An 11,315-nucleotide genomic window follows, 5' to 3' on the forward strand; every position below is an offset into this window, starting at 1 on the left:
GCGGACCGCGGGATTCACCGGAGGAGCCCCATGGACGATCACGTGGTGGAAGACCAGAGCGCCGTCTTCCACTTCCTGGCGGACCCGGCAAGCCATGGCCTCGCTGAGCCCGTGCGCCGCATCGATACCCACGGGGCGGCCGTGTTCCTGGCCGGACCCTATGCCTATAAGGTGAAGCGGGCGGTGGCCTTTCCCTTCATGGACTTCTCCACTCTGGCGCGCCGCAAGGCCGCTTGCGGTCGGGAGGTGGCGATCAACGGAGCCAATGCGCCGGGTCTTTATCTCGACGTGGTGCCCATCACGCGCGGCCCGGCGGGTCTGGCGCTGGGTGGCACGGGCGCGCCGGTGGACTATGCGGTGCGCATGCGCCGCTTCGACGAGGGGCTGACCCTCGACAAGGTGGCGCAGGCGGGCCTCTCGCCCGACCTGTGTGCTCGCCTCGCATCAAGGGTGGCGGCGGCGCACCAGCGGGCGCAGGTGCGGCCGGACTTCCCCTCCGCCGCGCACCTTGCCCGCATCGCCCAGCAGAATGCCGACGATTTCCGCGCTGACCCGGCCCTCTTCCCGCCGGCTGAGGCCGCAGCCCTGGACGCGGCCACGCAGGACGCGCTCAAGCGGGGCGCGGACCTGCTGGCAGCGCGCGCCGGCGCCGGCTTCGTGCGGCGGTGCCATGGTGACCTCCATCTGCGCAACATCGTGCTGCTCGATGGGGTGCCCACCCTGTTCGACGCCATCGAATTCAATGACGACCTCGCCACCTGCGACCTGCTCTATGACTTCGCCTTCCTGCTGATGGACCTGTGGGAGCGCGGGCTGCACGGGCCGGCCAATCTGGTGCTGAACCGCTATCTATGGGCGCAGGATGCCGATGCCCATTATGAAGGCCTCGCCCTTCTGCCGCTGTTCCTGAGCCTGCGCGCCGGCATCCGCGCCAAGGTGGAGGCGGCCGGGCTCGGCCATCTGCCACCGGACGAGCGGGACGCGGCCCGCGCGCGCAGCCTGCGGCAATTCCGGGCGGCGCAGGCCTTCCTGGCGCCTTCGCCCCTGCGCCTGGTGGCCGTGGGGGGCCTTTCCGGCACCGGCAAGAGCACCCTCGCCGCCGCCCTCGCGCCCCAACTGGGGCGGGCACCGGGGGCGGTGGTCCTGCGCTCCGACATCACCCGCAAGGCGCTGGCGGGGGTGGGCGAGACCGACCGTCTGCCGGCGGATGCCTATAAGCCGGGCACGTCGGAGGCGGTCTATGAGGTGATCCGGCGGCGCGCCGGACTCGCCCTTGCGGCCGGGCAGTGCGCCCTTCTTGATGCGGTGCATGCCCGTCCGCATGAGCGGGCCGCGGCGGCGGCGCTGGCGCAGCAGCACTGCGCCGGCTTTACTGGCCTTTGGCTGGAGGCGCCGGTGGCGGAGCTGGAGAAGCGGGTAGAGGCCCGCCGGGGCGACGCCAGCGACGCCACCGCCGATGTGGTGCGCACCCAATCGGGGTACGAGACCGGCCCGATGGACTGGCACCGGCTCGACAGCAGCGGCGATCGGGCCGCGCTCACCGCACGCGCCCTGGATCTGGCATCAGGCGATCAGCAATTGCTTTGAGCGGGCGGCGCGGCCTTGGGGTCGACCCCCTGCACCACTTCCGGCTGGCTGTTCGGTGAGGCGGGGGTGGGGGCATGCGGCGTGGTGCCGATATGGGAACCGCCCGTTCCGCCGGTCCAGGCGGTGGAGCCCGCGCTGCCCGGCGCGGTGCCGGACCCCGGCCCCTGGTCTGGCGCGGTGGCGGAGGAATGGGGCGGCATGCTGCAATCGGAGCGGCCGGAGGCGGGGCCGGGCGCCGGACCGCCGGCCTGAGCGAAGGCTGCGCCGGAGAAGACCAGGAACAGGCCGGCGCTCAGGGATAGGCGGTGCAGGGAACAGGTGAAAAGCGGGCGCGGGGGCAGCATGGTGGTCTCCCTCATGGTTTCGCCCCCAACGCTGGCGCGAACCGCCAAGTTCCGGTGTGCCAGGTCCGGAGCGGCAAGTCCGGAGCGGCAAATCCTGGGTGCCAAGTTCGCGGTGAGCACGCTCCGCTGCAAAATCGCCCGCTTGGGTGCGGAGGCATGAGGCACGGCCGCCCGCACGCAGGCGTGTCTCCATGCGCCCGCCATGCCCGGCTGCGAGGCCCGCGGCGTTTCCCCAGCGCCGTCAGGCCACCGTCAGCCCCGGCGTCCCCGCCTCCACCGTACCGATGCGCCGGGCCAGCGGATAGCCGGCGGCGGTGATCTGCGCCACCAGGCGGTCCGCCTCTTCCGGCGCGCAGGAGACGAGCAGGCCGCCGGAGGTCTGCGGATCGGTGAGAAGGTTGCGCTGCCAGTCGTCGAAGCCGGCCGGCAGATGCACCTCATGCCCATAGCTCGCCCAGTTGCGCCCCGAGGCGCCGGTGACGAAGCCTTGGCGCACCAGCGCCTCCGCATGGGAGAGCAGCGGCACGGACGCCCAGTCCAGCCGGATGGCGAGCTTGGAGCCCCGCGCCACTTCCAGCGCATGGCCGGCAATGCCGAAGCCGGTCACGTCGGTGACGGCATGGACGGCCGGGTCCTTGGCCAAATGCGCCCCGACCTTGTTGAGCAAGGTGGTGGAGGTGATGAACTCGTCATAGGCGTCGGCGGAGAGCGCATCCTTCTTGAAGGCGGCGGAATAGACGCCCACGCCGATGCCCTTGGTGAGGATGAGCGCATCCCCTGCCTTGGCGTCCGCATTGCGGCGGATGTCGGCGGTCTTCACCGTGCCGATGACGGCGAGGCCATAAATGGGTTCCGGGCTGTCGATGGAATGGCCGCCCGCCACCGGAATGCCGGCTTCCGCGCACTTGGCCGCCCCGCCCTGGAGGATGGCGCGCACGGTGGCCGTGTCGATCTTGCCCAGCGGCATGCCGAGAATGGCCAGCGCCATCAGGGGCGTTCCGCCCATGGCATAGATGTCGGAAATGGCATTGGTGGCGGCGATGCGGCCGAAATGATCGGGGTCATCCACCATGGGCATGAAGAAGTCGGTGGTGGCGACCACGCAGGTCTCCCCCTCCAACTGCCAGACGGCGGCATCGTCCCCCGTCTCGGTGCCCACCAGCAGGCGCTCGAACGGCCCGGCCATCGGCGCCCCCGCCAAAAGCTCCTGGAGCACGTTGGGGGCAAGCTTGCAGCCGCAGCCCCCGCCATGGGCGAGGGCCGTGAGGCGAACGGCGGTGTCGGACAGGGTCATGGGCAAAGGGTCTCGGTTCGCGAAAAAAGGCGTGCGGGCCGGCGGGCGGCCCGCACGGTCAGCCTCAGGCCGTGATCTCGGCCGCGCGGATGGAATAGCGGAAGCTGTCCGGATCGAGGCAGTCCAGCATGCCCATGGCGGTCACCGCCTGCGGATACATGAGGAAGGGCAGATGTGGCCCCTTATGGCCGGGCAGCACCACGTCGTGGGCGGTGTTGTAGGCGAACCAATTGCCTTCCCAGCCACCAAACAGCCCCTTGCGGGCGGCGACCACCTTGGGATCATCCAGCGCCAGCTTGCCCGGGGGCTCCTCCAGCACCACCTTGCGCACATCCGCCGGGTCCATGGGCACCCAGCCGAATTGCGACAGATGCACCTCGGCACGGCAATGCTGGGCCTTGGTGACCACGTCGGAATTGGCGCCGAGGCTCTTATAGCCGAACTGCGAGGGCACCACGCGCAGGCCATAGACGTCGCGGGCCGGAATGCCCTGGGCGCGCACGAGGCCGACAAACAAGGCGTTGAGATCGGCGCACTTGCCGCCCAGATCCCCGCTCTTCAGCATGGCCGCGATGTCGCCGATGCCGCAGCCGCGGGTGGCGGCGTTGCGATAGGTGTTCTCGACGATCCATTCAAAGATGGCGCGCACCTTCTCCACATCGCCGCTCGTGGTGCCGACGATCTTGTCGGAGGTCTCCTTGACGATGCCGCCGGTGGGAATGAGGTCGGTGGCGGCGGTGTTGCGCTGGCGCTCGTCGGCGGAGAGCGGCGAGGGTGTGCGGGGCTTGGTGAGGTCCACCGCCCAGTCGCGGCTGGTGGCCTTGGAGGTCAGCTCCACCTTGGGTGCCTTCTCGCCTTCGGCCCACACCAGGTGCAGCATGTCGGCCCCGGAAGACGCGTCGCGCACCAGCTTGGCGGAGGCGGCATTGGTCTGCCACGTATTCTCACCCGGCTTGAACCAGTCGGGATTGGAGAAAGAGGCCACCGGCAGCCAAGCCTGCACCTGCCCCTCGGGCTTGAGGATCTCCACCGTGGTGACGATCTGGTAGCTGCGCCAGCGCCCCACCTTGGGAGCGAACAGCGTCGGCGCCGCGCCGGCCGCCGACTGGGCCGCGGCCTGGGCGAAGGCCGCGCCGGGCAAGGCGGCAGCGGCGCCCAAAGCGAGGCCGGCTTTCAGAATGTCGCGTCTGTTGGTCATCGCCTAACCCTCCTGGATCGGAACATGGTGGAAAGGCCCCCTGCCCGGACCGGCCGGGCGCGGGCGCCGCATTCAGGATGCCTTCTTGCCCGCATCGCCGGGCACGAGGGCGGAGAGCTGCGCCTCCACCTTCGGATCGTCCCAGGCCACCTCGCCCCGCGCGGCAAGGCGCGGCGCACCGGCGGCGAAAACCAGCGTGGACGGCAACACCTCCACGCCGAAGGCGCGGGAAGCGGCCCGGTCCTGGTCCATGAGAATTGGCCCCGGCGGGGCGAGCTCCGCGAAGAAGCGGCGGACCCGGGCTTCCGGCTCGGCCACATCGATCAGCACCACCCGCACATCCGGGCGCCGGGATGCAAGGCGCGCGAGGGCGGGCAACTCGGCCCGGCACGGCTCGCACCAGGTGCCGAAGAAGTGAACGATGAGCACCTGCGCCGCCGGATCCGGAACGGGCCGCATGTGGGCACCCGCAGGTCCGGACAAGGTGAGCAGCGGCAGGGAAAGGGTGGGGAGCGCCGGCCCTTCATAGGGCTGAAGCTCCACCGGCGCGGCACAAGCGGGCGCGGCCGAAAGCAGCGGCGCGAGACCGAGGGCAAGCGGGAAAGCCAAGGCGCGCAAGACCAATTGCCGCCTCCCAAGGGGAGGCGGACGCCGCGCTGCACTGCTCGCTGACATGTCTGTGCCCCGACCCGCGGGAGCGACTGGAAAGTCCACGCCTCAACTTTGAACCGCAACCCCAGGCCAGTCAACAGTGGCGAAAATCATGCCGCACTGCAATAAAACGAAGGAGAAAACGGGGGCGAAAACATTCGCATCCGCAACATCCACCTTTCTGCGTCGCCGTCTTCCGCAGGGGAATTGATCACGATTTCTTCACCGCCATGAATTTTAAAGCAAAATGAAAGCAAAGCGGCTTGGCTCCGGCCCCGCTTCCGTTTGACATGATACCAATTCCAAAATAGCGTTGTTTTCTGTCGGAATCCCGACGCAGGGCGCGCTCGTCGCCCTGGGCCATGTCCCCCGGTGGGGGCGCTTATCGGAGATCACCTTCGATGAATATGGAGCTCTCGCGGCGCCAGTTCTTACGAACGGCGGGTGCGGGGATCGCGGGGACGACGCTTGGAGCCTTCGGCTTCGGCGGCGTCGAACAAGCGCTGGCGGACGCGATCCGACCGTTCAAGCTCGTCAACACCACCGAGGTGCGCAACACCTGCACCTATTGCTCGGTGGCGTGCGGCATCCTCATCTTTTCCAAGGGCGACCTGAAGAAGGGCGAGAAGGCCGAAATCACCCATATCGAGGGTGACGTCGACCACCCGACCAATCGCGGCACCCTGTGCCCGAAGGGCGCGGCCCTTCTCGACATCGTCCATTCCAAGACGCGCCTCCAATATCCGATGATCCGCAAGGCGGGCTCGGACAAGTTCGAGCGCGTGAGCTGGGACGTGGCGCTGGACCGGATCGCGCGGGTCCTCAAGGACGATCGCGACAAGAATTTCATCGCCAAGAACAATGACGGCGTGACCGTGAACCGCTGGGTGACCACCGGTTTCCTCGCCGCCTCGGCCACCACCAACGAGACCGCGTTCGCCACCTACAAAGTGGTGCGCAGCCTCGGACTTCTGGCATTCGACAACCAAGCGCGCGTTTGACACGGCCCCACGGTGTCCAGTTTGGGCCCAACTTTTGGCCGTGGCGCGATGACCAATTCGTGGACCGATATCAAGAATACGGACCTGGTCATCATCATGGGCGGCAATGCCGCCGAGGCGCATCCGTGCGGGTTTAAATGGGTGACGGAGGCGAAAGCCACCCGTGGCGCCAAGCTCGTCGTCGTCGATCCGCGCTTCACGCGGTCCGCGGCGGTGGCGGACTATTACGCCCCCATCCGTCAAGGCTCCGACATCGCGTTCCTCCTGGGCGTGATGAATTACTGCATCCTGAACAACAAGGTGCAGTGGGAGTATGTGAAGGCGTTCACGAACGCGTCTTACCTGGTGAAGGACGGCTTTACCTATCAGGACGGCCTGTTCACCGGCTATGACGAGCAGAAGAGGGACTACAACCGCTCCACCTGGGACTACCAGATGGGACCAGACGGCTATGCCCTCACCGACCCGACCTTGCAGGACCCCCGCTGCGTCTGGAACCTCCTGAAGCAGCATGTGTCCATCTACACGCCGGACATGGTCTCGCGCATCACCGGCACGCCCAAGGACAAGTTCCTGAAGGTGTGCGAGATGATCGCGGAATGCTCATCGCCCACCAAGACGATGACCTCCATGTACGCGCTTGGCTGGACCCAGCATTCCAAGGGGTCGCAGAACATCCGCTGCATGGCCATGCTCCAGCTCATCCTGGGCAATATCGGCGTGCGCGGCGGCGGCATGAATGCGTTGCGCGGTCACTCCAACATCCAGGGGCTGACCGACCTCGGGCTCATGTCCAACCTGATCCCCGGCTATCTGACCTTGCCGACGGAAAAGGAAGCCGATTTCGCCACCTACATGTCGACGCGCGGCTTCAAGCCGTTGCAGCCGAACCAGATGAGCTACTGGCAGAACTACAAGAAGTTCTTCGTCAGTTTCCAGAAGGCCATGTGGGGCGCGGCGGCGACGCCGGAAAACAACTTCGCCTATGACTACCTGCCGAAGCTCGACGTGCCGGCCTATGACGTCCTGCGCGCCTTCGAGCTGATGGACCATGGCAAGATGAACGCCTATTTCTGCCAGGGCTTCAATCCCCTGCAGGCGTTCCCCAACAAGGCGAAGCTGGCCTCGGCGCTCTCCAAGCTGAAGCTGCTGGTGGTGATGGATCCGCTGGAGACGGAGACGGCGCGGTTCTGGGAGAACCATGGCGTCTACAATCCCGCGGACCCGGCCAAGATCCAGACCGAAGTGATCCAGCTGCCCACCACCTGCTTTGCGGAGGATGAGGGCGCGCTGGTGAATTCCGGCCGCTGGCTGCAATGGCACTGGGCGGGCGGCACGCCTCCGGGCGAGGCCAAGCACGACGCCTGGATCATGGCGCAGATCCATCTGCGGGTGAAAGCGCTCTACCAGAAGGAAGGCGGGGCCTTCCCCGATCCCATCGTCAACCTCCACTGGCCCTATAAGGACCCGAACGAGCCCACTCCCGAGGAGCTCGCCAAGGAAATGAACGGCTATGTGGTCGCGGACGTGATGGATCCGAACGACCCCACCAAGAAGATCCTGGAGAAGGGCAAGCAACTGCCCGGCTTCGGCGTGCTGCGCGACGACGGCTCCACCGCCTGCGGCTGCTGGATCTATTCCGGCTGCTTCACGGAGGCGGGCAACATGATGGCCCGGCGGGACAATTCCGATCCCGACAATACCGGCGCCTATCTGAAATGGTCGTTCGCCTGGCCCGCCAACCGGCGCATCATCTACAATCGCGCCTCCGCCGACATCAACGGCAAGCCGTGGGACGACACCCGCAAGCTGCTGTGGTGGGACGGGGCGAAATGGACCGGATACGACGTGCCGGACATCGCCCCCACCGCCAAGCCGCAGGATGTGGGCCCCTTCATCATGAACCCGGAAGGCGTCTCCCGCCTGTTCACCCGGGGCATGATGCGGGACGGTCCCTTCCCGGTGCATTACGAGCCGTTCGAGAGCCCGGTGGCCAACGTCATCGCCCCGAAGGTCCGGGGCAATCCGGTGGCCCGCGTGTTCAAGGACGACTTCGCCCAGTTCGCCGACGTGGCGTCCAAGGAGTTCCCCTATGCGGCGACCTCCTACCGCCTCACGGAGCACTTCCACTACTGGACCAAGAACAACCATGTGAACTCGGTCCTGCAGCCGGAATTCTTCGTGGAGATATCGGAAGAACTGGCGAAGGAGAAGGGCATCGCCAATGCCGGCTGGGTGCGCGTGTGGTCGAAGCGGGGCTCGGTCTTCGCCAAGGCCTATGTGACCAAGCGCATCCGTCCGCTCACAGTGGACGGCAAGACGGTGCACATCGTGGGCATCCCCATCCATTGGGGGTTCGTGGGCGCGGCCAAGAAAGGCTTCCCCGCCAACGTGCTCACGCCCTTCGTGGGCGATGCGAACATCGAGACGCCGGAGTTCAAGGCGTTCTGCGTCAATATCGAGCCCTCGACCGGGCCGGTGGCATGAGGGAGGACTGAACCATGTTTCCCCCAGCCCCAAATCCCCCGATCACCGCGACACCGGCCAAGTTCGGGGAGCAGGATCTGATCCGGAAGTCGGCGTCCACCATCACGCCGGCCTCCCCGCGGCAGACCGAAGTGGCCAAGCTCATCGACGTGTCGAAGTGCATCGGCTGCAAGGCCTGCCAGGCGGCGTGCCTGGAATGGAACGATCTCCATGAGGAGATCGGGACATTCAACGGCAGCTACACCAACCCGCCGGACCTGACGCCCAACACCTTCACGCTCATGCGCTTCACCGAATGGGTGAACCCGCAGACCGATAATCTGGAATGGCTGATCCGCAAGGACGGCTGCATGCATTGCGAGGATCCGGGATGCCTCAAGGCGTGCCCGGCGCCCGGCGCCATCGTGCAATATTCCAACGGCATCGTGGATTTCGTCCACGAGAACTGTATCGGCTGCGGCTATTGCGTGAAGGGGTGCCCGTTCAACATCCCGCGCATTTCGCAGGTCGATAACAAGGCCTACAAATGCACCTTGTGCTCCGACCGCGTGGCGGTGGGACAGTGGCCGGCCTGCGCCAAGGCTTGCCCCACCCAGGCCATCGCGTTCGGCACCAAGGACGAGATGAAGAAGTGGGCGGACGGGCGCATCAAGGATTTGAAGTCCCGCGGCTATGCCAATGCGGGCCTTTATGATCCCCCGGGCGTCGGCGGCACCCATGTCATGTATGTGCTCCAGCATGCCGACCAGCCGCAGATCTATGCGAACCTGCCCAAGGACCCGCATATCAGCCCGCTGGTGGAAGCCTGGAAGGGTGTCACCAAATATGTGGGCCTCGCCGCCATCGGTCTCGCCGCGGCGGTGGGCTTCGTCCACCACGTGGTGGCCGGCCCCAACAGGGTCTCCGAGGAGGACGAGGCGAATGCCGAGAAGCTCACGGGGAGTGACCGCTCATGAGCGCCTATGATCTGGAAAAGGGCGACAGCGTCCATAAGGGCCATCCGGTCACCGTGGACCGCTACACGCTGGGCGCCCGGATCAACCATTGGGTGACGGCCATCAGCCTGATCCTGCTGGCCTTGTCCGGCATGGCCCTGTTCACGCCCAAGCTCTATTTCCTGACCGCCCTCTTCGGGGGCGGTCAGTGGACCCGCGCCATCCATCCCTGGATCGGCGTGGTCCTGTTCTTCTCCTTCGCCGGTCTCTTCCTGCGCTTCTGGAAGGCGAACCTGTGGAAGCGGGAAGACGGCACCTGGCTCGCGCGCATCCGCGACGTGATCGCAGGGCATGAGGAGCGGCTGCCCGAAGTCGGCAAGTATAATGCCGGCCAGAAGGGCGTCTTCTGGGGCATGTCGCTGCTCATCATCGTGCTGATCACCAGCGGCTTCGTGGTGTGGGACCAGTATTTCTACGCCTTCACCACCATCGAGCAGAAGCGCATCGCCATCCTCGTCCATGCGCTGGCGGCGGTGGCCATCATCTGCGTGTGGATCGTGCACGTCTATGCGGCCATCTGGGTGCGCGGCACCATCTCCGCCATGACCAAGGGACAGGTCACCGGCGGCTGGGCCTGGCGCCATCACCGCAAATGGCTGCGCGAGCTGGTCTCCACCCGCCGCGCCGGCAAGCCGCCCTCGCCGGCGGAATGAGCCTTCACGGACGAGGGGCATCGCGTCGCCTCGTCCGTGCACTGACCAAGAGTCCCTGACCAAGCGTCATAGAATTGCCGGCCCACGGACCGAATGTGGCGCATGGCCCGTTCGCCCCTGGCGGGCGCCCCGTTTCCAGCCACGTGACCCGTGAGGTTCGTGAGGTCCCCATGTCCGATTTTCCGAGCGCCGTCCTGCCCGATCCGAGCGTCATCGGCGGCGTGCCGCAGCCGCCCTTCGCGCGGCTCCCCGCCCCCTTGTCGCTGTTCGAGATCCGCGCCCGCCGCCTCGCCGCCTTGACCGAAGACAGCATGCTGGCTGCCTATCTGAACTTCCTGGCCGGCATCGCCAGCGCCCAGCACGCCATCCAGCACGATGAGAGCGCGCCCCTCCCCGCCCCCGAAGGGCCGGATGCGGAGACCCTGGAGCGCGCGCGCGCCTATGGCATGCCGCCGCTCGACCGCACCCGCTTCACCCAGGATCCCGCCTTCGAGGCGACCCTGGACCGCCTGCTCGCCAAGCTGGAGGGCCTCGACAAGCCCGCTCCCGCCGCCGCCGCGCTCGCCCGCGTGAAGGCCGCCGATCCCGCCGGCCGCGATGCTCTGGTGCGCAATGTGCTCGCCGATTCCATCCCCATGGAGGCGCTGGCCGAGCATGTCTATGTGGCCGCCGCCCTCCAGGTACATTTCGCACGGCTCGCCGCGCGGCTCGACGAGGCCGGCCTTGTGGAAGTGGGCCAGGGCGTGTGCCCCACCTGCGGCGGCCCGCCGGCCGCCAGCGTGGTGGTGGACTGGCCGCAGATTGCCGGCGCCCGCTATTGCGCCTGCTCGCTCTGCGGCACCTGGTGGAACCATGTGCGGGTGCGCTGCGTGCTGTGCGGCTCCACCAAGGGCATCGGCCTCCAGGAGGTGGAGGGCTCTTCCGGCGCCGTGAAGGCGGAGACGTGCGACAGCTGCCATGGCTATGTGAAGGTCATGTACCAATCCAAGGACCCGCTGGTGGAGCCGCTGGCGGACGATGTGGCGAGCCTCGCCCTCGATTTGTTGATGAAGAACGGCCCCTATCGGCGCGGCGCTTTCAATCCCTTCCTGCTCGGCTATTGAGG

10 protein-coding genes are annotated in these 11,315 nt (G+C 66.9%); 5 read left to right on the plus strand and 5 right to left on the minus strand.

From position 1 onward, the window contains the following. Positions 1-30: 30 nt before the first annotated feature. Positions 31-1,587: a bifunctional aminoglycoside phosphotransferase/ATP-binding protein gene (locus tag J5J86_RS24600; protein ID WP_209104603.1), complete on the plus strand. Its 1,557-nt coding sequence runs from the start codon at positions 31-33 to the stop codon at positions 1,585-1,587. Here J5J86_RS24600 and J5J86_RS09340 read toward each other — a convergent pair. The 5 genes from J5J86_RS09340 to J5J86_RS09360 form a co-directional block, all read right to left on the minus strand. After that, positions 1,572-1,946 carry a hypothetical protein gene (locus tag J5J86_RS09340; RefSeq protein WP_209104604.1) on the minus strand — a complete coding sequence of 125 codons (375 nt, stop codon included), beginning with the start codon at positions 1,944-1,946 and terminating at the stop codon, positions 1,572-1,574. The two genes, J5J86_RS24600 and J5J86_RS09340, sit on opposite strands and share 16 nt — an antisense overlap. Before the next feature lie 226 nt (positions 1,947-2,172). Then, entirely contained in the window at positions 2,173-3,219 is a 1,047-nt protein-coding gene (selD, locus tag J5J86_RS09345) for a selenide, water dikinase SelD (RefSeq protein WP_209105334.1), read from the minus strand. A 70-nt stretch (positions 3,220-3,289) separates the two neighbouring features. Continuing rightward, the gene (locus J5J86_RS09350) at positions 3,290-4,423 is read right to left on the minus strand and encodes a transglutaminase-like domain-containing protein (RefSeq protein ID WP_209104605.1); all 1,134 of its coding nucleotides are present in this window, start codon (positions 4,421-4,423) and stop codon (positions 3,290-3,292) included. 72 nt (positions 4,424-4,495) lie between these two features. After that, the gene (locus J5J86_RS09355; RefSeq protein WP_209104606.1) at positions 4,496-5,047 is read right to left on the minus strand and encodes a TlpA family protein disulfide reductase; all 552 of its coding nucleotides are present in this window, start codon (positions 5,045-5,047) and stop codon (positions 4,496-4,498) included. A 238-nt stretch (positions 5,048-5,285) separates the two neighbouring features. Beyond that, positions 5,286-5,438 carry a hypothetical protein gene (locus tag J5J86_RS09360; protein ID WP_209104607.1) on the minus strand — a complete coding sequence of 51 codons (153 nt, stop codon included), beginning with the start codon at positions 5,436-5,438 and terminating at the stop codon, positions 5,286-5,288. A 37-nt stretch (positions 5,439-5,475) separates the two neighbouring features. On the opposite strand from J5J86_RS09360, the gene fdnG reads away from it, so the two are divergent. The 4 genes from fdnG (at position 5,476) to fdhE (ending at position 11,313) form a co-directional block, all read left to right on the plus strand. Next, a complete protein-coding gene (gene fdnG / locus J5J86_RS09365) occupies positions 5,476-8,562 on the plus strand; it encodes a formate dehydrogenase-N subunit alpha (protein WP_209104608.1) in 3,087 nt (1,028 codons plus the stop codon). Between the two features lie 14 nt (positions 8,563-8,576). Then, positions 8,577-9,518, plus strand: a complete 942-nt coding sequence (gene fdxH / locus J5J86_RS09370) for a formate dehydrogenase subunit beta (RefSeq protein ID WP_209104609.1) — start codon at positions 8,577-8,579, stop codon at positions 9,516-9,518. Further along, on the plus strand, positions 9,515-10,210 hold the full coding sequence (locus tag J5J86_RS09375) for a formate dehydrogenase subunit gamma (protein ID WP_209104610.1): 696 nt from the start codon (positions 9,515-9,517) through the stop codon (positions 10,208-10,210). Before fdxH ends, J5J86_RS09375 begins: the two co-directional genes overlap by 4 nt. A gap of 170 nt (positions 10,211-10,380) precedes the next feature. Beyond that, positions 10,381-11,313 (plus strand): formate dehydrogenase accessory protein FdhE, encoded by a 933-nt coding sequence (gene fdhE, locus J5J86_RS09380; RefSeq protein ID WP_209104611.1) that lies wholly within the window; start codon positions 10,381-10,383, stop codon positions 11,311-11,313. The last annotated feature ends 2 nt before the right edge of the window (positions 11,314-11,315 follow it).

The organism is Aquabacter sp. L1I39, assembly GCF_017742835.1.
In the GTDB taxonomy this organism is placed as follows: Bacteria; Pseudomonadota; Alphaproteobacteria; order Rhizobiales; family Xanthobacteraceae; genus L1I39.

What these genes read in the sequence shown, in the direction of transcription:
- J5J86_RS09360 (WP_209104607.1), bottom strand. Translation starts at nt 5,438, where the DNA reads ATGGCCCAGGGCGACGAGCGCGCCCTGCGTCGGGATTCCGACAGAAAA.
- J5J86_RS09340 (WP_209104604.1), bottom strand. Translation starts at nt 1,946, where the DNA reads ATGAGGGAGACCACCATGCTGCCCCCGCGCCCGCTTTTCACCTGTTCC.
- J5J86_RS09375 (WP_209104610.1), top strand. Translation starts at nt 9,515, where the DNA reads ATGAGCGCCTATGATCTGGAAAAGGGCGACAGCGTCCATAAGGGCCAT.
- fdhE (WP_209104611.1), top strand. Translation starts at nt 10,381, where the DNA reads ATGTCCGATTTTCCGAGCGCCGTCCTGCCCGATCCGAGCGTCATCGGC.
- J5J86_RS09350 (WP_209104605.1), bottom strand. Translation starts at nt 4,423, where the DNA reads ATGACCAACAGACGCGACATTCTGAAAGCCGGCCTCGCTTTGGGCGCC.
- J5J86_RS24600 (WP_209104603.1), top strand. Translation starts at nt 31, where the DNA reads ATGGACGATCACGTGGTGGAAGACCAGAGCGCCGTCTTCCACTTCCTG.
- fdxH (WP_209104609.1), top strand. Translation starts at nt 8,577, where the DNA reads ATGTTTCCCCCAGCCCCAAATCCCCCGATCACCGCGACACCGGCCAAG.